The following is a 21,790-nucleotide window of genomic DNA, read 5'->3' as shown; positions in this document are numbered from 1 at the left end:
CATATGCTGACTTACCTCATTCGATAGCGCTGGCGCGCAAAAGCGCTTCCAGCGGATAGACCGCCGCAATCACCACTTCGTCGCGTATCTGCGCCGCCGCGTCCAATTGCTGCTGTATCTGGGCCGCTTCTGCCTTGCTCAGCGGTTTGCCCTGTTGATAACGCTCCAACAGCATCAGCCCCAGCGTGGACAGCGCGCCGACATCCTGCGCCACCGGTGCCAGATCCTGCATCAGCCGGTTACCGGCAATCACCGTTTTTACCGGTGCGGTATTGAGCTGCCAGCGTTGTAAACGTTCGCGCAACGCCTGCGCTGCAGCACGATCGTTGCGGTCCTTCACTAACGCCGCAACCTGCATGCCCATCTCGCGCACCGCGTTGCTTTCCGCCGGCAGTGCATCGGCAAAACGGTTCAGCGGTTCGAACTGGTGATAGTTACCGGCTTTGAATTTCAGATGCTGTCGAGTGTAGTACTGGCCCGGCTCCACCGCTTCTGCCAGGGTTTGCAGCGGTGCTATCGTCACGCTGTTTGCCAACCGGGTGAACTCGCGTGCGGTTTCCGCATGCTGTTGCAACCCCACCGACACCACCGACCAGGCATCGACTGCCGCCAGCCTGCGGTACATATTATTTTCATCGGTCACGTCCTGCGCAGACCACAAGCGCTCCGCCACCGCGAACCCACGCGGCCAGAGTTTGAGATCGAGGATCGGCGCCCTGATGTTTTCCGCCCACAGCGCCGCCTCACCGCCGAGAATATTGGCCTGCTGCTTCGTCTCCGGCACCACCGGCATCTTGCTCTCCGGGATCGCCGTCAGCTTGCTGCCAGTGGTCGGGTAACGCACGTTGCCCACCAGCGTATAGCCACTGAGCTGGTCCTGGCTCAGGGTAAATACCGGGCGGGTATCCCCCATCCAGCTGTCGAGCCGGAAGCTCACCTGCTGCGGAGAACGCCAGACGATTTCGTGCAGCGCACGGCGCGATTTACCGTTGAAATCGATAAAACCCCGCCAGCCCTGCTTACCTTCAATCAGGGTAAAACTGCCTTCTACCGCGCTGCCCTTCAGCCGCGGCATGCTGAACTGCCAGCTTTGCGCCTTTTCATCCGGCTGTACCTCGGTGTCGACGCCCAGCGGCTGCGGCAGGATCTCATTGCGATAGTGATAGGCCGCGCTTTGCGGTTGATCGAGGTAAAAACCGGTAGACAGAATGCCCTGGTAACCGTCCTGTGCGCTGGCGCCGAGCGAATCCTGCCCCTGCCAGGACTGGATGACAATGCTGCGCGGCAGCGACGGATGATAGATCTCATCCCAACCCACCATCTGACGCTGATGCTGTTCGAGGATTTTCTCCAGCTTCTGATTGAAGTAGGCCTGCAGCGCATGGGTGTCCGCCAACTGGTGCTGCTGCATAAAGGCCTGAATGGTTTTGGATTGCTTCCACTGGCTGGCATCAACCTCATCACCGCCAATATGCAAATAAGGATCGGGGAAGATCGCAGCCAGTTCGCCAATGATGGCGTCAACAAACCGATAAACTTCATCGCGGGTCGGATCCAGCGTCGGCAGATGCACACCCCACTTGCGCTCCATCGAATACGGGCCCGGCGCGCTCATCAATTCCGGGTAGGCCACGGCGATGCTGGAAGCATGGCCAGGCAGATCGATTTCAGGTACTACCCGGATACCGCGCGCGCTAGCGTAAGCCACTACCTGTTGCATCTGTTCGCGTGTGTAGAACTGGCCGTCGCTGGCCTGCTGTTGCAGTTTAGGATAGCGCTCGGAGGCAAAGCGCCAGCCCTGATCGTCGGTCAGGTGCCAGTGGAACACGTTGAGTTTGGCCGCCGCCATGCCGTCGAGCTGACGCAGAATGTCCGCCAACGGCAGGAAATGACGTGCCGAATCCAGCAGCACACCGCGCCACGGGAAACGCGGTACGTCGGTAATGCTCACCAACGGCAGGAAGGTGTTCTGCCCGTCGGTCTGCACCAATTGCAGCAGGGTTTCCATGCCGCGCAACGCGCCGAAACGGGTATTGGCTGCCAGCGTTACCCCCTGCGGCGTCACCGTCAATTTATAGCTTTCATCGCTCCCCGGCAGCGGCTGCGCCGCCACCTTATCTTTGATATTCACCTTGATGACCACGCCCGTGGCTTTTTCGGCCTGCGGCACCAGTGTCCAGCCGGTTTGCAGCTCAATACGTTGGCGCCAGCGCTGCAGCGCATCGTCCAGATCGTCCCCCTGCAGGCTAATCGACAAACGGTGATCCAGCACCAGCTTGCCCGCCGGCTGAGTCAGTTCAACCTGCTGCGGCCAGGGCATTAGCGGCAGATCGCCGGCCGGCTGCGCCAGCGCGCCCAGGGAAAGCAATAACGATGAAGCCAGTAGCGTATAACGCAAAGTTCTGTGCATCAGAAATTCCTCAGAGGAAAAAATATCAATTGCTCCCCCAACGAATTTCAAATTACCGCCAGGCGGCAAGCGTCTGAATCCCTGGGAGCTTAGATTTGCTAAGTGACTAGGGTGAGGACGTGCAGCCAACAACGCGGTAGTTTGAAAGGCAAAGGGGAAGACAGCTAAGCTGTAAATAAAGACTGAGCACAGGACAGATGTCCAACGACAAGGGTGAAAAGCCGGGTTGGATCACAGATGCCCCTCTTCCAGGCGAAAGAGGGGCGCAGCGATTACTGCCAGCCGTAACGGCGCACAAACCAGCCTTTCACGCACTGGGTCAGCACCATATAGCCGGTCAGGATCAGCACCAGCCACGGGAAGTAGCCGAGCGGCAATGCCTGTAGCTGCAAGAATCCGGCCAACGGCGAGAAGGTCAGGCCGATGCCGGTAACGATGACCAGCAGGGTCATCATGCACAGCGGCCATGAAGGACGGCTCTGGATAAACGGTATTTTGCGCGTGCGGATCATATGCACAATCAGCGTTTGCGACAGCAGGCCTTCCACGAACCAGCCGGATTGGAACAGCGTCTGCATTTCAGGCGTATTGGCCTTGAAAACCCACCACATCAGGCTGAAGGTCAGCACGTCGAAGATCGAGCTGATCGGCCCGAAAAACACCATAAAGCGTCCAATATCGCCGGAGTTCCAGCGTTGCGGCTGAGTAATCTGATCGTCGTCGACGTTGTCGAACGGAATGGCGATCTGTGAAATGTCATACATCAGGTTCTGGATCAACAGGTGCAGCGGCAACATCGGCAGGAAAGGCAAAAAGGCGCTGGCAATCAGCACGCTGAAGACGTTGCCGAAATTGGAGCTGGCGGTCATCTTGATGTACTTGAGCATGTTGGCAAAAGTACGGCGTCCCTCGATGACCCCCTGCTCCAGCACCATCAGGCTTTTTTCCAGCAGGATGATGTCCGCCGCTTCCTTGGCGATATCCACGGCGGAGTCCACCGAAATACCGATATCCGCCGCACGCAGAGCGGGCGCATCGTTGATGCCGTCCCCCATAAAGCCGACCACGTGGCCCTGCTGGCGCAATAGCTTGACGATGCGTTCCTTATGCAGCGGCGTCAGCTTGGCGAACACCGTGGTACGCGCCGCAGCCTGCGCCAGCTGTTCGTCGTTCATCTGTTCGATTTCACTGCCGCGCAATACGTGATCCGCCGCCAGCCCGACGTCTTTGCACACCTTCGCCGCCACCAGCTCATTGTCACCGGTAAGGATCTTCACCGTGACACCGCTGTTTTTCAGCGCCGCCAACGCCGGCGCCGTGCTCTCTTTAGGCGGATCGAGGAAGGCCACGTAGCCCTCGAGGATCAAATCCGACTCGTCGGCCACGCTGTATTCATGGGCCTGGGCCGGCAAGATCTTGTTGGCCACCGCCACTACGCGCAACCCTTGCTGGTTGAGATCGTCGGTGATGCGCCGAATTCGCGCCAGCAGCGCTTCGCTGAGCGGGATCACCTCATCTTCCTGCCGCACATGGCTGCAAATCGCCAGCATCTCTTCCAGCGCGCCCTTGCAGATCAGTTCGTGATATTGCGCGTCTTTGGCCACCACCACCGACATACGGCGCCGTTCAAAATCAAACGGGATCTCATCCACTTTACGGTAATGCTGCAACGCATCCGGCTGTTGGTTTTGTTCCGCGCAGCTCAGCACTGCCACGTCGAGCAGGTTTTTCAAGCCGGTCTGGTAGAAGCTGTTCAGCCAGGCGTAATGCAGTACGCGATCGCTGGCGGCACCGAACACGTCGGTGTGGCGCTCCAGCACAATTTTATCCTGGGTCAGGGTGCCGGTTTTATCAGTGCACAAAACGTCCATGGCGCCAAAGTTTTGGATAGCATCCAGACGTTTGACGATCACTTTCTGCCTGGACAGTTTCACTGCCCCTCTGGCCAGCGTTGAAGTGACGATCATCGGCAGCATTTCCGGGGTCAGCCCCACCGCCACCGACAGCGCAAACAGCGCCGCTTCCCACCAGTCACCCTTGGTGTAGCCGTTGATCAACAAAACGATCGGCGTCATCACCAGCATAAAACGGATCAGCAGCCAACTGACCCTGCTGATGCCGGTCTGGAAGGCGTTCGGCTGTTCATCCTGGCTGATGACCCGCTGCGCCAACTGGCCAAAGTAGGTGCCGCCGCCGGTACCGATCACCATCGCCAGCGCGGTGCCGCTGACCACGTTGGTGCCCATAAAGCACAGGTTCTGGCACTCCAACGGATCTTCTGCCTGTTCGCGCAGCTCGGCGATTTTCTCTACCGGCAGAGACTCGCCGGTCAACGCTGCCTGGCTGATAAACAGATCCTTGGCCGACAGCACGCGCAGATCCGCCGGGATCATATCTCCTGCCGCCAGTTTGATGATGTCACCCGGCACCAGTTGAGAGATCGGCAGTTCAAGGTGTTCGCTTTTCCCGGACAATGCGTCGCTGCGGATCACCGTGGCGGTGTTGCTGACCATCGCCTTCAACGCGTCCGCCGCCCGATTGGATCGCGCTTCCTGAATGAAGTTCAACAACGTGGAGATCACCACCATCAGTGCGATCACCAGTGCGCCAGTCAGATCTTCCGTCGCGTAAGAGATCATGCCAAGCGCGGTCAGCAGCAGGTTGAACGGGTTGCGATAACAGTGCCACAGGTGCTGCCACCAGGCTTCTTTTTGCTGATCGTCGATGACGTTCTCGCCGCAGCGTTCGCGCACCCGCTCAGCCTCATGGGCAGTGATGCCTTCCGGGTGGCTGTGAAAACGCAGATACAGATCGGTGACGTCGGCAGCGGCGCATTCCAGCCGCTGCTGTGCCAATCCGGCGGGCAACCCTTGCGCTTTGCCGCCAAGGCTGTCCAACAGGCTATCGCGGTGCACCAAACGGCGCGGTAAATTGCGGCTGAGCATGCCCAACAGCTGACGGGGAATATTTTTCAGTTTCATTATTTTGCACCTCGTCGCCCATTGCCTCCCGGCAGCGGGTGAACGCGGGATCGCTCCCAACCGGGCTTTTGGATGTGCCAAAAAGCCTCTGCCAGGGCAGATCCTGTTTTTTTAAAAGCAGCAGGAGCGAACGACGGGCGTGCGCTACCGGTTACCGTTTACTTCACCGGTAAAACAGCAGCGCAAAGCGAGCAGGTTTTACCGGATCACCGAGTGGGTGTCTAACGGGGTCGGATCGGGATCCATACGGGTGATAACCTCCGGTAAATGAAAAGATCGAACGACAAGAGCGGCCGTTCAGCGCAGCACATAAATCCCTGCATAGCGTCAAGATCCGTTGCGGAAAATAAGCTATGCTGACGGGCATTCAGCGTAGGCCGCCAGTCTACGCCTTTTAACCTCAACGAAAAGTAAACCATGCAAAACCGGCTGACCATCAAGGACATCGCACGCCTGAGCGGCGTAGGCAAATCCACCGTATCACGCGTGCTGAACAACGAAGGCAGCGTGAGCCCGCAAACCCGCGAACGGGTGGAAGCGGTGATCCGTCAGCAGGGGTTCACCCCGTCCAAATCGGCGCGCGCCATGCGCGGCCAGAGCGATAAAGTGGTCGGCATCATCGTTTCCCGTCTCGATTCGCCGTCAGAAAACCAGGCGGTACGCACCATGCTGCCGCTGCTGTATCAGCACGGTTTCGACCCTATCGTGATGGAAAGCCAGTTTGAAACCCGGCTGGTGGAAGAGCATCTGCATGTCCTTCAACAGCGCAACGTCGACGGGGTGATCCTGTTTGGCTTCACCGGCCTGACGGCGGCCATGCTCAGCCCATGGCAAGAAAAGATGGTGGTGCTGGCGCGGGAATACGACGGTTTTTCCTCGGTGTGCTACGACGACGACGGCGCCGTACGGCTGTTGATGGAACGCCTGCACCAGCAGGGGCATCGCCATATCAGTTATTTGGGGGTGCAACTGTCGGATGCCACCACCGGTTTGCGCCGCCACCAGGCCTATCTGGACGCCTGCCGCCAACGGGGGATTTCCCCCCATGTGGCCTTGGGTGAATTGAGTTATCAGAGCGGCTTCCAACTGGCTGCCTCAGCCATCGAACCACAGACCACCGCGCTGGTGTGCGCCTCCGATACCATCGCCCTCGGCGCCATCAAATACCTGCAACAGCAGCATATTACGCCGCTGCAGGTGTGCGGCATCGGTAACACCCCGTTGCTTAACTTCTTGTTCCCCGAAACGTTCTCGGTCGATCTCGGCTACGGCAGCGCCGGACTGCAGGCTGCGCAACAGCTGCTGGGCCAGCTCAGCGGCGAACAAGGCCTCCGCCAGATCATCGTGCCAAGCAAACTCGCCTGACGGCGGGTTTATTGCATCATTTGTAGGCAGTCTTCAAGGCCGGCCTTCGTAACCATCCCAGTAGGTGGCCACGGCGGAATCCAGCAATATCTGGCGTTGTTTTTGCGGGTTATCCACTGAATATTGCTGATTGATAAATTGCCCTTTCTTTCCCATGTCACTGAGGAATTCTGGGCTGCGGAAATAGGCTTCCTGCTGCTGTGCCTGTTGCTGCGTTAAGCCCTTGGCCCGATCGGCTTTCCCCATCTTGTAGAACTGGTCGAAGAACGGAATAGACGCTTTTATCGAGTCTGGGATTTGGGTTCGCATTTCGGGGGAGAAATCTTCACGTGCCAACTGATAAACCGCATGTTTAGCGTGGCGTTCCGGGCTACTTTTTTGACTGGTACAGGCGCTCAGGAGCAGCGCGGTAAAGACAATAAGCAGTCGAGGCAATGTCAAAGTCATCATTCTTCCTTGAAAAAAGTCCGTGGTAATAGCACTCGAATAGCGTATTGGTTTTGAAAACACAGGCGTGAGTGCCGCTGAATTGAATCAACTTATTGATTGTTAAGTCTAACAGTATAACCGCCATTGCGTCAGTTCAAGATAATATTACGGAATGTTTCAGCCCGAACTCAAATTTCCCCTGTTCAACAAGTGGTCATTTTTTTATCGTTTTGTGATCCTCGCCCCAAACCGGGAACGTTCCCATTCCATAAAAAAAGCGAAATGACTAAGCTTTGATCATCACTCGAACAACACCTCTGCGGCAGTCTCATACCAAGAAAGGTATCTAATAATGGGCAAAGTAAAACAGCAGGATATCGATCGCCTGATTGTGCTGGTGGGCGGGCGCGAGAATATCGCCACCGTCAGCCATTGCATTACCAGGCTGCGTTTCGTTCTCAACGACACAAGTCTTGCCAAACCAAAAGAAATCGAAGAGCTGCCAATGGTCAAAGGCTGCTTCACCAATGCCGGACAGTTCCAGGTGGTGATTGGCCCGGAGGTCGGTGATTATTATCAGGCGTTGATTGCCACCACCGGCGTCAACGAGGCCGATAAAGAGCAGGCCAAGGTGGCCGCGCGCCAGAACATGACCTGGAGCGAGCGCGCTATCTCCCACTTCGCCGAAATCTTCTTCCCGCTGCTGCCGGCGCTGATCAGCGGCGGTTTAATCCTCGGCTTCCGCAACGTGATCGGCGACATCCCGATGTCCGGCGGCCAAACGCTGGCGCAAATGCACCCGGCGTGGAAAACCATTTACGACTTCCTGTGGCTGCTCGGTGAAGCCATCTTCATGTTCCTGCCGGTCGCCATCTGTTGGTCAACGGTGAAAAAAATGGGCGGCACGCCGGTGCTTGGCATCGTGCTGGGCGTCACGCTGGTGTCGCCGCAGTTGATGAACTCCTATCAGCTCGGCCAGCAGATCCCGGAAGTGTGGAACTTCGGCTGGTTCACCATCCAGAAAGTCGGCTATCAGGCGCAGGTGATCCCGTCCATGCTGGCCGGTATGGCACTGGGCTGGATTGAAACCCGGTTGAAAAAGATCGTGCCGGATTACCTGTATCTGGTGGTAGTGCCGGTCGTTTCTCTGCTGCTGGCGGTGTTCCTGGCGCACGCCTTTATCGGCCCGTTCGGCCGCATGATTGGCGATGGCGTAGCCTGGGCGGTGAAAGCCGTCATGACCGGCAGCTTCGCGCCGATTGGGGCCGCGCTGTTTGGTTTCCTGTATGCCCCGCTGGTGATCACCGGCGTACATCAGACCACGTTGGCCATCGATATGCAGATGATCCAGAGCATGGGCGGCACGCCGGTTTGGCCACTGATTGCTCTGTCCAACATTGCGCAGGCATCTGCGGTGCTGGGTATCATCATCGTCAGCCGCAAGGCCAACGAACGTGAAATCTCGGTCCCGGCGGCAATCTCCGCCTACCTTGGCGTCACCGAACCGGCAATGTACGGGATCAACCTGAAATACCGTTTCCCTATGCTGTGCGCGATGATCGGCTCTGCCTTCGCCGGGTTAATCTGCGGCCTGGACGGCGTGATGGCCAACGGCATCGGCGTCGGCGGTTTGCCGGGCATCCTGTCGATCAAACCTCAGTTCTGGATGATTTACACGGTGGCGATCCTGGTGGCGGTGATTATCCCGCTGGTCCTGACCATGATGGTTTACAAACGCAAAGCCAGCCGCGGTGAGCTGCCGGTCTGATTAAAATGTAGGGGCCCGGCATGCCGGGCCCGTTGTCACGATTTAAAGGTATGACTATGAGCAATCCAATCCCCTGGTGGCAAAACGGCGTCATCTACCAAATCTACCCGAAGAGTTTTCAGGACAGCACCGGTAACGGCTACGGCGATCTGGCCGGTGTGACCCAGCGGCTGGACTATCTGCAGGAGCTGGGCGTCGATGCGATCTGGCTGACGCCGGTTTATGTCTCCCCACAGGTGGATAACGGTTATGACGTGGCGGACTACTGCGCCATCGATCCAGCCTACGGCACCATGGAGGATTTCGACCGACTGATTGCCGCCGCCCACCAGCGCAGCATCCGCATCGTGATGGACATGGTGTTCAACCACACTTCAACCGAACACCCGTGGTTCAAAGCTTCGCAAGAACCGAACAGCCCCTTCCGCCAGTTCTACGTCTGGCGCGATGGCGAAGGTGATACCCCGCCGAACAACTGGCGTTCCAAATTTGGCGGTAATGCCTGGCAGTGGCATGCCGACAGCGGCCAGTATTACCTGCATCTGTTTGCCACCGAGCAGGCCGATCTCAACTGGGAACACCCGCCGGTCCGCGAAGAATTGAAGAAAGTGTGCCAGTTCTGGGCCGACAAAGGCGTCGACGGCCTGCGCCTCGACGTGATTAACCTGGTTTCCAAGCAGCAGGATTTCCCGTCCGATCCCCAGGGGGACGGTCGCCGTTTCTATACCGACGGGCCGCGTATTCATGAGTTCCTGCAGGAGATGAGCCGCGACGTGTTCCAGCCGCGCGGCTTGATGACCGTGGGAGAAATGTCCTCCACCACCCTGGAGCATTGCCGGCAGTACGCTGCGCAAAGCGGTGAAGAGTTGTCGATGACCTTCAACTTCCATCATCTGAAAGTGGACTATGCCGGCGGCGAGAAATGGACGCTGGCGGCGCCGGATTACGTTGAACTGAAACAGATTTTCCGCCACTGGCAGCAGGGCATGCACAACCAGGCCTGGAATGCGCTGTTCTGGTGTAACCACGATCAGCCGCGCATCGTTTCGCGCTTCGGCGATGAAGGCGAACTGCTAGTACCGGCCGCCAAAATGCTGGCGATGGTGCTGCACGGCATGCAGGGCACGCCTTATATTTATCAGGGCGAAGAGCTCGGCATGACCAATCCCGGCTTTAGCACCATCGGGCAGTACCGCGATGTGGAAAGCCTGAACATGTACGCCGAGCTGAGTTCCCAGGGCAAAAGTGACGCCGAATTGCTGGCGATCCTGGCCACTAAATCGCGCGATAACGGCCGCACGCCAATGCAGTGGAGTGCCGCGCCCAACGCCGGTTTCACCCAGGGAACCCCGTGGATTGGCTGTGCGGAAAACTACCCGCAAATCAATGCTGAAGCGGCGCTGGCCGATCTGGACTCGGTGTTTTACGCCTACCGTCAGTTAATCACCCTGCGCAAGCAGTATCCGCTGTTGACCCACGGTGACTATCAGGATCTGGCGCCCAACCATCCGGCGCTGTGGTGCTACCAGCGCCGCTGGAACGGCCAACGCCTGCTGGTGGCGGCCAACCTCAGCCGTGAACCGCTGGCCTGGCGGGCGGAAGGCGTGGAACCTTCAGCGTTGTGGCGTCCGCTGATGAGCAATTACGCCGATGCGCCTACGCAACCGCAGGCTATCACCCTGCGCCCGTTCGAAGCGGTGTGGTGGTTGTTAGAGGACTAACCCCCAGGGCGCGGCCTCAGGCTGCGCCCTACTCTTTTTTCAACAGAGCCACCACTCTGGCGGCCTCTTGCGCCAGACGCTCATCGCTCATATCAAAGACGCCCTGCACCAGATGCGGCGGCAGATAATCCATGCCGGTCAGGTTGGCCATCGCATGGAACGGACGCAGCAAATCCTCGACCGGATAGCGGTTATACCCTTCCGCCGTATAGGCCTGCTGATTGCCGCCGGTGGTGACCACCAGTTGCAAGGGCTTGCCATGCAGTTGGGTACCTTCACTGCCGTAGGCGAAACCGTGGGTTAATACCGCATCCTGCCACTCGCTGAGAATCGCCGGTGAGCTGTACCAATAGAATGGGAACAGCATCACCACCGCATCATGGTTTTGCAGCAGCTCTTGCTCACGCGCCACGTCGATTTGATAGTCCGGGTAAGCACGCATCAGTTCGTGGACAGTGACGTTAGGCAAAGGACGAAGCGCTTCGATCAACGCTTTGTTGATGCGTGATTCGTCGGGAAAACGGTGGGCGGTCAACACTAAAATACGCGACATAAAGGATCCTTGATGAAGATTTGATAACGCATTTTTCCATTTCCAGCGCCGCGGGTGTAGGCTGTGAATCGTCACTTCAATTTCAACTGAAAGTATCAACCACTATGTCGCTGCCCTTTGACGTGCACCGCCTGCTGCCGGCCTTTCTCGCGGCCGCCCAGGCGCAGAATTTCTCCGCCGCCGCGCGCCAACTGGGCGTCACCCCGGCGGCGATCAGTAAAAATATTCGCGTGCTGGAAGAAAAACTGGCGCTGCGGTTGTTCCAGCGTAATACCCACAATGTGGTGCTCACCGACGAAGGTAAGGCGCTGTTGCAGCAAGTCGCACCGCTATGGCAGGCGCTGTCCGCCACGCTGGAAACTGCCGGTAGCGCGCAGCAGGCACCTTCCGGCACGGTGCGCGTCAGCATGATCCCCGGCTTCGGCCGCCAGATCCTGATGCCGTTGATCCCGCAATTCCTGGAACGTTATCCGCAGATCGATCTCGATCTCTCACTGGATGCCCGCGTGGTCAATCTGGTGGGCGAAGGATTTGACGTCGGCATCGGCAGCCGGGTCGATCCCGACAGCCGGCTGGTAGCGCGGCCACTGTATCCGATGCAGATGGTTCTGGCGGCCTCGCCCGGCTATCTTGCGCAGCACGGCACGCCGCAGGATCCTGACGATCTGCTGCAACATAATTGTCTGCTGCACCGTAACCCAGCCACCGGCCGCAGCGTAAAATGGCCGTTGCATCGACATGGCGAAGCCAAAACGCTGGAGCTGCATGGCCGCCTGGTGGCCAGTCGGCCGGAGATGTTATTGGATGCGGCACTGGCTGGCCTGGGCATCGTCTGTCTGGCGCGTTGGTATGCGGAGCATCACTTTGCGCAGGGTACCCTGCTGCCGGTGCTGGCAGAATGCTGGCCGCAGCCAACCCAACTGTGGTTGTACTATGCCTCGGCCGATCTGCCCCCGCGAGTGCGCGTCTGGGTTGAGTTCCTGCTCGAACATTTTCACTCTCGTCCGGCCTGAGCATTCAGGCCAAAATTAACGTCTGTACAGCTTACGCGCGCTCTTTCATTTTCTTTGTCCTACGTCAAAAGAACCCCATCAACATCTATATATAGTGCATTAAGAAACGACAACAACTATATATAGTAGTTATCCACAAAATCATCCACACATCGCCTCAGCCCTTGCGTGCTGCGGCATTGCCCTGTGGATAAGCTGAAATCATACCGATATCCGCTAGCTTTCAGGCTGAAATCTGCAAGGCAGGGTATCAACGCTCCCTCGGGGAACAAGGAGTAACAACGTGAAACCAGTAGTGATTAAACGGGACGGTTGTCAGGTACCTTTTGACGAGGCACGTATTGGGCAAGCGATCGAGCGGGCCGCGCTGGCCGTGGGGATCGTCGATGCGGACTACTGCGCAACCGTCGCCCGCGTAGTCGCTCAACAGATATCGCAGCAGCCGCGCGTCGATATCCATGAAATCCAGCGGGCAGTGGAAAACCAGCTTATGGCCGGCGAATACAAGCAGCTGGCGCGGGCCTATATTGAGTACCGCCACGATCGCGACGTCGCGCGTGAACTGCGTGGACGGTTGAACCAGGAGATCCGCGGCCTGGTCGAGCAAAGCAACGTAGCGTTGCTCAATGAAAACGCCAATAAAGACAGCAAGGTGATCCCCACCCAGCGCGATCTGCTGGCCGGGATCGTCGCCAAGCACTATGCCAAGCAGCACATCCTGCCGCGTGACGTGGTGCTGGCCCATGAGCGAGGCGAGATCCACTACCACGATCTCGACTACTCGCCATTCTTCCCGATGTTCAACTGCATGCTGATCGACCTGAAGGGCATGCTGACCAACGGCTTCAAGATGGGTAACGCCGAGATTGAACCCCCGAAGTCGATCTCCACCGCTACCGCAGTGACCGCGCAAATCATCGCGCAGGTGGCCAGCCATATTTATGGCGGCACCACCATTAACCGTATCGACGAGATCCTGGCGCCGTTCGTCACCGAAAGCTTTAACAAACACCAGCAGGTCGCCGAACAGTGGCAGATCCCGGATGCGCAAGGCTATGCCATGGCGCGCACCGAAAAAGAGTGTTACGACGCCTTCCAGTCGCTGGAATACGAGGTCAACACCCTGCACACCGCCAATGGCCAGACGCCGTTCGTCACCTTCGGTTTCGGGCTGGGGACCTCTTGGGAATCACGCTTGATCCAACGTTCTATCCTGAGTAACCGCATTGCCGGGCTGGGCAAAAACCGTAAAACGGCGGTATTCCCTAAACTGGTGTTCGCCATCCGCGACGGCCTGAATCATCAGTACGGCGATCCGAATTACGACATCAAGCAGTTGGCGTTGGAGTGCGCCAGCAAACGCATGTATCCAGACATACTCAATTACGATCAGGTGGTGAAAGTCACCGGCTCGTTCAAAACGCCGATGGGCTGCCGCAGCTTCCTCGGCACTTACGAAGAAGAGGGCGAGCTGGTACACGATGGTCGCAACAATATCGGCGTGATCAGCCTGAACCTGCCGCGTATTGCGCTGGAGGCCATGGGCGATGAAAGCCGCTTCTGGGATCTGCTGGATCAGCGCTTGCTGCTGGCGAAAAAAGCGCTGATGACGCGCATTGCCCGGCTGGAAGGTATCAAGGCGCGCGTGGCCCCTATTTTGTATATGGAGGGCGCCTGCGGCGTACGCCTGAAGGCAGACGACAACATTGCCGAGATCTTCAAGAATGGCCGCGCCTCTATTTCGCTGGGTTACATCGGTCTGCATGAAACCATCAACGCCCTGTTCGGCAACGAACAACACGTATACGACGATGAAACGCTGCGCGCCAAGGCGATCGCCATCGTTGCGCACCTGCGGGCCGCCACGGAAAGTTGGAAAGCCGAGACCGGTTACGGCTTTAGCCTGTACAGCACGCCAAGCGAAAACCTGTGCGATCGCTTCTGCCGGCTCGATACCGCCGATTTCGGCGTGGTGTCTGGCGTGACCGACAAAGGCTATTACACCAACAGCTTCCACCTCGACGTAGAGAAAAAGGTCAATCCTTACGACAAGCTGGATTTTGAAGCCCCCTATCCGCCATTGGCCAACGGCGGCTTCATCTGTTACGGCGAATACCCGAACCTGCAGCACAACCTGAAAGCGCTCGAAGACGTGTGGGATTACAGCTACAGCCGCGTGCCCTATTACGGCACCAACACGCCCATCGATGAATGCTACGAGTGCGGTTTTACCGGAGAATTCTCTTGCACCAGCAAGGGCTTCACCTGCCCGAAATGCGGTAACCACGAGCCATCCAAGGTCTCCGTCACCCGCCGGGTGTGCGGTTATCTCGGCAGCCCAGACGCCAGGCCGTTCAATGCCGGCAAGCAAGAAGAGGTGAAACGCCGGGTGAAACACCTGGGGAACGGGCAGATCGGCTGAAGCAAAGATCGTCAAGCCTGCTGAGCATAAGTCTGTTCATCGGGCGTGATTGTCGCCGCCAATTTACCCTCGGCCAGCGCGGAAGAACCGGAGCGTACACGCAGTACGTGAGTATTCAGAGCACTGCCCGAGGGGAAAATGGCAAGTAAAATAGCCAGATGGGCAGACCTCACATGAATTATCACCAGTATTACCCCATTGATGTCGTCAACGGCCCCGGCACCCGCTGCACGCTGTTTGTTGCCGGCTGCGTGCACCAGTGCCCCGGCTGCTACAACAAAAGTACCTGGCGGCTCAACTCCGGCCAGCCGTTTACCCAGACGATGGAAGACCGGTTGATTGCCGACCTGAACGATACGCGCATTCCGCGCCAAGGGCTGTCGCTGTCCGGTGGCGATCCCCTGCACCCCGCCAACGTCGCGGCGGTGCTGCAACTGGTAAAACGGGTGCGCGCCGAATGCCCCGGCAAGGATATCTGGCTGTGGACCGGCTACCGGCTGGCGGAGCTAGATGCGCAACAAATGCAGATAGTGGACAGGATTAACGTGTTGATTGACGGAAAGTTTGTGCAGGGCTTAAAAGATCCGGCGCTGATTTGGCGCGGCAGCGCTAATCAGGTGGTGCATAAGCTGCGTTAGTTCTCTATGTCGGGGAATTTCTCTCGTTGATGAGCAACGGCTAAAACCTTAATCACGTCGTCGACAACAACGTATAAAACTAATAACGAAGCCTGGCTGACCAATAACTTACGCGCCTGTCTGTACCAAATTTTACCGAGTTCAGGGTAATCCAACAGGCGCTTCACTGCCTTATCAATCTCAGCATCAGCCTGCTCAGCAGCCTGTGGATTAAAAGGATAGAGAAAATCAAAAATACGTTCCCTGTCCCGTAGCGCTTCTTCATCCCATTCGACACGCATAACGATCCTTATTTTCGGTCGTATTTCGCTCGGACTTTTGCCTTAAAGGCATCCATGCTTTCATCAACCTGTTGCTGGTCAAGATAGACCGCACTTCCTTCATGCAAACGGGCAAAAGCGGCATCAACCTTTTCTTTCAACCAATTTTCATGTTGCTCAGTGGCCCGTTGCTCATCCGCCATTTGCTCAGCCAAACGTCGACACGCCTCACTCAAAGTGATCCCCTTGGCTTCTGCGGCTTTCTGCGCCAAACGTTTAGTCTCATCCTCAATGCGAAACTGGATACGACTTTCCATCTTGATACTCCTGCATTCGCTCAATATTTAACAACTGAAAACCTGCCAACGTTAGCACATTTGTGACAACGCAAATACGAATGAAAGACTATTTATTAAACAATTTATACCAACCCCATTCCTACCACGCCCGTGACGATCCCACACAGCGCAACCAACAGCGCTGTCAGGCACAGTGCCTTGGCAGAGAAAGCCTTGTTCAGCATCAGCAACGAAGGCAGGCTGACCGCCGGCAGGGTCATCAACAGCGCCAGCGCCGGGCCGGCGCCCATACCCGCCAGCATTAGAGTCTGCACAATCGGGATTTCCGCCGCCGTCGGGATCACGAACAGGCAACCGGCGATCGCCAGGCCAATAATCCACAACACGCTATTATCTATCGCCCCATCGGCATGCGGGAACAGCCAAACGCGCGCGGCCCCTAACGCCAACACTGCAAGAATGTAGACAGGTATGGTGGACCAAAACAGCGACCACAGCGCCTTGAGCCAGCGGCCGAAAAATGGCTTTTCATCAGCTTTATCCAGCGGCAGCAGCGGCGTTTGCAAAGCCGCCGGCTGCGGATCCCTGGCAGTGGCACGCTGCACCAGCCAGGCGATGCCCAGCACCATGATCACCCCAGCCACCAGCCGGATTGCGGCAAACTGCCAACCGAGCACAAAGCCCATAAAAATCAGCGTGGCCGGATTCAGCACCGGGTTACTCAGCCAGAACGCCATCGCTGCCCCGCTGGACACCGACTGACGCCGTAATCCGGCGGCTACCGGCGCGGCACAACAGGTACACATCATGCCCGGCAGTGCGATCACCGCGCCCAGCAAGGTACCGGAAAAACGCGGATGACCGAGCGTGCGCATCAACCAATCGCGTGGGATCAGCACCTGTACCAATGAGCCCAACACCACACCGAGCACCGCCGCCTTCCATACCGCCGTGAAATAGACCAGCGCATAGTGCCAGGCCGCCAGCCACGGGCTGCTGTCGTCGTTGACCAGTATCGATTTGCCGATGGAATGCGTGTCCGCCGCCAGAAAGGCCTTGCCGTAATAAGGCTGCCATTTGACGTAGTAGAGGCCGATGGCCACCACCAGCAGAAACAGCGCCGGTTTCCACCACGGCCAAGGGCGCGCGCGGTGTTCAGTTGCAATCAGGGGATGTGGCATGGGCTTAGATTAACTCGGTTCAATCATCAATAGCGTCAGCTTAGCGCGCAGCGGCCCCCTGCGCATCATCTGCCTGTCCAAAATAGTTCATCTGTTCGCCACCGACGCGTAACGCGATTGTCATCTGACGCCTGCAAGATGATGCCAACTTCACCACGGGACCTACCCGTCGTCTTTCAAGCCGCAGGGTAAGCACTGTAAGACATGCCAATAAACCGCATATTTTTTATGTCGTTATGGCCACCGAGGTTTTTATTATGATGGACTTATCTAGACATCCGACCAGTTTTCCCACCCGCTACCAGCAAATCGCCGCGCAGCTGGAACAAGAGCTGCGCACCCAATACCTCTGTGGCGACTACCTGCCTTCCGAGCAGCAATTGGCGGAACGCTATCAGGTCAATCGCCATACCCTGCGTCGTGCAGTCGATCAATTGGTGGAACGCGGCTGGCTGCAACGCCGGCACGGGATCGGCATTCTGGTGTTGATGCGCCCCTACGACTACCCGCTGCATGCCAATACCCGTTTCAGTCAGAACCTGTTCGAGCAGGGAAGCCACCCCACCAGTGAGCGCTTACTCGCTGTACTACGCCCGTGCAATGGGCATGTGGCCAGCGCGTTGTCACGGGAAGAAGGTGAAACGGTGATCCACCTTCGCACTTTGCGCCGGGTCAACGGCGTACCGATGAGCCTGATCGACCACTATCTGCCCGATCTGGACTGGTGGCCGGCGCTACAACAGTTCCACAGCGGTTCGCTGCACGAATTTATCGAATCAAACATCCACCAGCCGCTGACCCGCAGCCAGACACGGATCAGTGCGCGCCGGGCCCAGGCCAAAGAGAGCCGGATGCTGGAAATTGCCACCCAGGCGCCGCTGCTGTGCGTGCGCACCCTGAACGTCTGCACCGGCAGCGACAACGTGGCGGAATACTCCGTCAGCCTGGCGCGCGCCGACATGATTGAACTGACGATGGAGCACTAAATGCAAGCCTTACAGCCGAGACAACGCTGGATGTCGGTACTGGCGCACAGCCAGCCTGCCCAGTTGCGCAGCCACTGGCAGGCGCTGAATATCAACCCGCGCTACCAGAGCATCCGTGCACCGGAGATTGGCCTGGCGCAGTTGCAGGGGCGCATGGGCGCCACCGGTCGCCGCTTCGTCTTGGGCGACATGACCGTCACCCGTGCGGTGGTCCAGCTCGAAAACGGCGGCTATGGCTACAGCTATATCGCCGGGCGGGATAAGGCGCATGCCGAACTCTGCGCGCTGCTGGATGCCATGCTGCAACTGCCGGAGCAGGCCGAATTGCTGCAACAACAGCTGATAGAGCCGCTGGCCGCGCTGCAACACGAGCAACGTCAGCTGCGTGCAAGGGCCGTCGCCTCCAGCCGGGTGGACTTCTTTACGCTGGTGCGAGGGGATTAATCATGAGCCTACTGACAGGTTTTACCCAGCCGATCGACCAATCTCAGCAAACTTTCCGTTTAATTCTTAAGGCGTTAAGCGAGCCTGGGTATAGGGTCACGCTGCAAGGTAGCCCGACCTGGGACAGGCTGAATGCCGCCAGTACCGCAGCCTTGCTGACCCTGGCGGATCAGGAAACTCCGATCCAGCTGAGTCCTGAGCTAAAAAGTGAGCAAGCGCTAACAAACATTCGCTTCCACAGTGGCGCACCGCTGGCCGACCGCGCCGAAGAGGTGTGTTTCGCCCTGTTCGATAGCCAACTGCAGGCGACCGATTTACAGGCATTGCCGCACGGCAGCGAAATTTCCCCCGAGTTCAGCGCTACGGTGATTGTGCAGTTAGCTAGCCTGGAACAAGGCACCGCCCTGCGCCTGACCGGGCCAGGCATCGAACATCAACGAATTATTTCACCGCAGCTGCCGCCGGCGCTGCTGGATTACCTGCTTAACCGCCCGCAGCGCTTCCCGCTGGGGCTGGATTTCCTGCTGACCTGCGGCGAATGCCTGTTGGCGTTACCGCGAACCACCCACGTGGAGGTGTGCTGATGTACGTTGCCGTTAAAGGGGGCGAAAAAGCCATTGAGACCGCCCATCAGTTACAAGAACAGCTGCGGCGCGGCGATGACAGCGTGGCGGAACTGAGCGCACTGCAGATTGAGCAGCAGCTGGGCCTGGCCGTGGACAGGGTCATGACCGAGGGTGGCATCTACGATCCTGAGCTGGCGGCGCTGGCCATCAAGCAGGCAAGCGGCGATCTGGTCGAGGCCATTTTCCTGCTGCGCGCCTACCGTACCACTCTGCCGCGCCTGGCGATCGGCGAACCGCTGGCGACAGAAAATATGCGACTGGAGCGCCGCATCTCGGCAGTTTACAAGGACTTGCCCGGCGGACAGGTGCTGGGGCCAACCTACGATTACACCCACCGGCTGTTGGATTTCGCGTTGCTGGCGGAAGGAGAAGCCCCCCGCGCACCACAGGCGGACGAACCCTTGCCGGAAAACTGTGCCCACGTGTTTGATCTGCTCAGTCAGCAACAGCTGGCATTGGCGGAGCGGGACGACGGCAGCATACCGGACGATATCACCCGTAATCCTCCGGTTTACCCCTGCTCACGCTCAGCGCGTCTGCAGCAATTGGTGCGCGGTGACGAAGGCTTTTTACTGGCGCTGAGCTACTCCACCCAACGTGGCTACGGCCGTACCCACCCGTTCGCCGGCGAGATCCGCACCGGCTATGTATCAGCGGAGATCACGCCAGAAGAGCTGGGTTTCACCATTGATATCGGCGAAATCCTGCTAACCGAATGCGAGATGGTTAACGGTTTTATCGATCCGGTTGACCAGCCGCCGCATTTCACCCGCGGCTATGGTCTGGTGTTTGGCCGGGCCGAACGCAAGGCGATGGCAATGGCGCTGGTAGACCGTGCACTGCAAAGCCCCGAGTACGACGAAGGCATCGCCAGCCCGGCGCAGGACGAAGAGTTCGTGCTGGCCCATGCCGATAACGTCGAAGCCGCCGGCTTTGTTTCCCACCTTAAACTGCCGCACTACGTCGATTTCCAGGCAGAGCTGGAACTGCTTAAGCGTCTGCGCCAGGAATTTAGCGAGCGTCAGGAGGCCCGCAATGAGTGAAGTATTAACCGGCTACAACCTGGGCTACCTGGACGAGCAAACCAAGCGCATGATCCGTCGCGCCATTTTGAAGGCAATCGCCATCCCCGGTTATCAGGTGCCGTTCGGCGGCCGTGAAATGCCGATGCCCTACGGCTGGGGCACCGGCGGCATTCAGTTGACCGCCAGCGTGATTGGCCGTGCCGACGTGCTGAAGGTGATTGATCAGGGCGCCGACGACACCACCAACGCCGTGTCGATTCGCCGCTTCTTCCAGCGCGTCGCCGGGGTCGCCACCACCGAACGCACGCCCGAGGCTACGCTGATCCAGACCCGTCACCGCATTCCGGAAACCGCGCTGCGCGAAGACCAGATCCTGATTTATCAGGTGCCGATCCCTGAGCCGCTGCGCTTTATCGAACCGCGAGAAACCGAGACCCGCAAAATGCATGCGCTGGAAGAGTATGGCGTGATGCAGGTGAAGCTGTACGAAGACATCGCGCGCTACGGCCACATCGCCACCACCTACGCCTATCCGGTGAAGGTCAATGACCGCTACGTGATGGATCCGTCGCCGATCCCCAAATTCGATAACCCGAAAATGCACATGATGCCGGCGCTGCAGCTGTTTGGGGCCGGACGCGAGAAACGTATCTATGCCCTGCCACCCTTTACCAAAGTGGAGAGCCTGGACTTCGACGATCATCCGTTCAGCGTACAGCAGTGGGACGAGCCCTGCGCGCTGTGCGGCTCGCGCCACAGTTATCTGGACGAGGTGGTGCTCGACGACCAGGGCAACCGCATGTTCGTCTGCTCCGATACCGATTACTGCCAGCAGCAACTGGCGCAACCTTCGCAAGAGGCGCAGCACTGATGACTTCCACCCCTCTGAGCACCACGCCGCTGCTGTCGGTGGCTAACCTGACCCACCTGTACGCGCCGGGCAAAGGCTTTAGCGATGTGTCTTTCGATATCTACCCCGGTGAAGTGCTGGGCATCGTCGGCGAATCCGGCTCCGGCAAAACCACCCTGCTGAAGTCGATCTCTGCGCGGCTGGCGCCACAGCAAGGGCAGATCCTCTACCGTCCGCAGGCCGGGCAACAGCATGATTTATATGCGATGGCGGAAAGCGATCGCCGCCGCCTGCTGCGCACCGACTGGGGCGTAGTGCATCAGCACCCGCTCGACGGGCTGCGGCCCAAGGTTTCCGCCGGCGGCAACATCGGCGAACGGCTGATGGCCATCGGCCAGCGCCACTATGGCGACATCCGCCGTCAGGCCGGGCAGTGGCTGGAAGACGTTGAGATCCCGCTGTCGCGCCTTGACGATCTGCCGACCACCTTTTCCGGCGGCATGCAGCAACGCTTGCAGATCGCCCGCAATCTGGTGACCCACCCGAAGCTGGTGTTTATGGACGAACCCACCGGTGGTCTGGACGTTTCGGTGCAGGCGCGGCTGCTCGATCTGCTGCGCACTTTGGTGGTGGAAATGCAGTTGGCAGCGGTGATCGTCACCCACGATCTCGGCGTGGCGCGCCTGCTGGCGCACCGCTTGCTGGTGATGAAACAAGGCGAGGTGGTGGAAAGCGGCCTGACCGACCGGGTGCTGGACGATCCGCACCATCCTTATACCCAACTGCTGGTTTCTTCGGTGCTGTCGTAACTCAAGGTAA

20 protein-coding genes are annotated in these 21,790 nt (G+C 58.3%); 12 read left to right on the top strand and 8 right to left on the bottom strand.

All coding sequences use genetic code 11. The features are described from left to right. Positions 1 to 16: 16 nt before the first annotated feature. Together M495_RS02010 and mgtA are read right to left on the bottom strand one after the other, a co-directional pair. The gene (locus M495_RS02010; RefSeq protein ID WP_020824996.1) at positions 17 to 2,410 is read right to left on the bottom strand and encodes a beta-N-acetylhexosaminidase; all 2,394 of its coding nucleotides are present in this window, start codon (positions 2,408 to 2,410) and stop codon (positions 17 to 19) included. 272 nt (positions 2,411 to 2,682) lie between these two features. Next, positions 2,683 to 5,391, bottom strand: a complete 2,709-nt coding sequence (gene mgtA / locus M495_RS02005) for a magnesium-translocating P-type ATPase (RefSeq protein ID WP_020824995.1) — start codon at positions 5,389 to 5,391, stop codon at positions 2,683 to 2,685. 417 nt (positions 5,392 to 5,808) lie between these two features. On the opposite strand from mgtA, the gene treR reads away from it, so the two are divergent. Beyond that, positions 5,809 to 6,756 carry a trehalose operon repressor TreR gene (gene treR / locus M495_RS02000; protein WP_020824994.1) on the top strand — a complete coding sequence of 316 codons (948 nt, stop codon included), beginning with the start codon at positions 5,809 to 5,811 and terminating at the stop codon, positions 6,754 to 6,756. Between the two features lie 33 nt (positions 6,757 to 6,789). Here the strand turns inward: treR and M495_RS01995 are convergent, their stop codons facing one another. After that, entirely contained in the window at positions 6,790 to 7,206 is a 417-nt protein-coding gene (locus M495_RS01995; protein ID WP_235437184.1) for an Exc2 family lipoprotein, read from the bottom strand. Between the two features lie 331 nt (positions 7,207 to 7,537). Between M495_RS01995 and treB the strand changes: the two genes are divergently transcribed. Together treB and treC are read left to right on the top strand one after the other, a co-directional pair. Then, positions 7,538 to 8,953 (top strand): PTS trehalose transporter subunit IIBC, encoded by a 1,416-nt coding sequence (treB, locus tag M495_RS01990; RefSeq protein WP_020824992.1) that lies wholly within the window; start codon positions 7,538 to 7,540, stop codon positions 8,951 to 8,953. 56 nt (positions 8,954 to 9,009) lie between these two features. Then, positions 9,010 to 10,674 carry an alpha,alpha-phosphotrehalase gene (treC, locus tag M495_RS01985; RefSeq protein ID WP_020824991.1) on the top strand — a complete coding sequence of 555 codons (1,665 nt, stop codon included), beginning with the start codon at positions 9,010 to 9,012 and terminating at the stop codon, positions 10,672 to 10,674. 28 nt (positions 10,675 to 10,702) lie between these two features. On the opposite strand, the gene M495_RS01980 is transcribed toward treC, so the two are convergent. Next, positions 10,703 to 11,227: an NAD(P)H-dependent oxidoreductase gene (locus M495_RS01980; protein WP_020824990.1), complete on the bottom strand. Its 525-nt coding sequence runs from the start codon at positions 11,225 to 11,227 to the stop codon at positions 10,703 to 10,705. Between the two features lie 104 nt (positions 11,228 to 11,331). Between M495_RS01980 and M495_RS01975 the strand changes: the two genes are divergently transcribed. Then, positions 11,332 to 12,240, top strand: coding sequence for a LysR family transcriptional regulator (locus M495_RS01975; RefSeq protein ID WP_020824989.1), 909 nt, complete (start codon positions 11,332 to 11,334; stop codon positions 12,238 to 12,240). 283 nt (positions 12,241 to 12,523) lie between these two features. Then, positions 12,524 to 14,662, top strand: coding sequence for an anaerobic ribonucleoside-triphosphate reductase (gene nrdD / locus M495_RS01970; RefSeq protein WP_020824988.1), 2,139 nt, complete (start codon positions 12,524 to 12,526; stop codon positions 14,660 to 14,662). An 11-nt stretch (positions 14,663 to 14,673) separates the two neighbouring features. On the opposite strand, the gene M495_RS25730 is transcribed toward nrdD, so the two are convergent. Continuing rightward, positions 14,674 to 14,835 (bottom strand): hypothetical protein, encoded by a 162-nt coding sequence (locus tag M495_RS25730; protein ID WP_071846549.1) that lies wholly within the window; start codon positions 14,833 to 14,835, stop codon positions 14,674 to 14,676. Between M495_RS25730 and nrdG the strand changes: the two genes are divergently transcribed. Further along, positions 14,836 to 15,300, top strand: coding sequence for an anaerobic ribonucleoside-triphosphate reductase-activating protein (gene nrdG / locus M495_RS01965; RefSeq protein ID WP_020824987.1), 465 nt, complete (start codon positions 14,836 to 14,838; stop codon positions 15,298 to 15,300). It abuts the gene before it with no gap. Here the strand turns inward: nrdG and M495_RS01960 are convergent. The 3 genes from M495_RS01960 to M495_RS01950 all read right to left on the bottom strand — a co-directional run bounded on the left by M495_RS01960 (position 15,297) and on the right by M495_RS01950 (position 17,040). Next, positions 15,297 to 15,581 (bottom strand): type II toxin-antitoxin system RelE/ParE family toxin, encoded by a 285-nt coding sequence (locus M495_RS01960; RefSeq protein ID WP_020824986.1) that lies wholly within the window; start codon positions 15,579 to 15,581, stop codon positions 15,297 to 15,299. The two genes, nrdG and M495_RS01960, sit on opposite strands and share 4 nt — an antisense overlap. Before the next feature lie 8 nt (positions 15,582 to 15,589). After that, positions 15,590 to 15,877, bottom strand: a complete 288-nt coding sequence (locus M495_RS01955; protein WP_020824985.1) for a type II toxin-antitoxin system RelB/DinJ family antitoxin — start codon at positions 15,875 to 15,877, stop codon at positions 15,590 to 15,592. A 104-nt stretch (positions 15,878 to 15,981) separates the two neighbouring features. Then, entirely contained in the window at positions 15,982 to 17,040 is a 1,059-nt protein-coding gene (locus tag M495_RS01950) for a permease (RefSeq protein WP_020824984.1), read from the bottom strand. Between the two features lie 260 nt (positions 17,041 to 17,300). Between M495_RS01950 and phnF the strand changes: the two genes are divergently transcribed. Genes phnF through phnK form a run of 6 tightly spaced genes read left to right on the top strand, consistent with a single transcriptional unit; the run spans position 17,301 to position 21,780 of the window. After that, on the top strand, positions 17,301 to 18,026 hold the full coding sequence (phnF, locus tag M495_RS01945) for a phosphonate metabolism transcriptional regulator PhnF (RefSeq protein WP_201766292.1): 726 nt from the start codon (positions 17,301 to 17,303) through the stop codon (positions 18,024 to 18,026). Continuing rightward, a complete protein-coding gene (gene phnG / locus M495_RS01940) occupies positions 18,027 to 18,470 on the top strand; it encodes a phosphonate C-P lyase system protein PhnG (protein WP_020824982.1) in 444 nt (147 codons plus the stop codon). A gap of 2 nt (positions 18,471 to 18,472) precedes the next feature. Then, positions 18,473 to 19,054: a phosphonate C-P lyase system protein PhnH gene (phnH, locus tag M495_RS01935; protein ID WP_020824981.1), complete on the top strand. Its 582-nt coding sequence runs from the start codon at positions 18,473 to 18,475 to the stop codon at positions 19,052 to 19,054. Further along, positions 19,054 to 20,139 carry a carbon-phosphorus lyase complex subunit PhnI gene (locus M495_RS01930; RefSeq protein WP_020824980.1) on the top strand — a complete coding sequence of 362 codons (1,086 nt, stop codon included), beginning with the start codon at positions 19,054 to 19,056 and terminating at the stop codon, positions 20,137 to 20,139. Before phnH ends, M495_RS01930 begins: the two co-directional genes overlap by 1 nt. After that, positions 20,132 to 20,992 (top strand): alpha-D-ribose 1-methylphosphonate 5-phosphate C-P-lyase PhnJ, encoded by an 861-nt coding sequence (locus tag M495_RS01925; RefSeq protein WP_020824979.1) that lies wholly within the window; start codon positions 20,132 to 20,134, stop codon positions 20,990 to 20,992. Before M495_RS01930 ends, M495_RS01925 begins: the two co-directional genes overlap by 8 nt. Continuing rightward, on the top strand, positions 20,992 to 21,780 hold the full coding sequence (gene phnK / locus M495_RS01920; RefSeq protein ID WP_020824978.1) for a phosphonate C-P lyase system protein PhnK: 789 nt from the start codon (positions 20,992 to 20,994) through the stop codon (positions 21,778 to 21,780). Before M495_RS01925 ends, phnK begins: the two co-directional genes overlap by 1 nt. Positions 21,781 to 21,790 lie beyond the last annotated feature (10 nt).

This window comes from Serratia liquefaciens ATCC 27592 (assembly GCF_000422085.1).
GTDB classification, from domain to species: domain Bacteria; phylum Pseudomonadota; class Gammaproteobacteria; order Enterobacterales; family Enterobacteriaceae; genus Serratia; species Serratia liquefaciens.
This window is presented reverse-complemented; position numbering and strand designations above follow the sequence as displayed.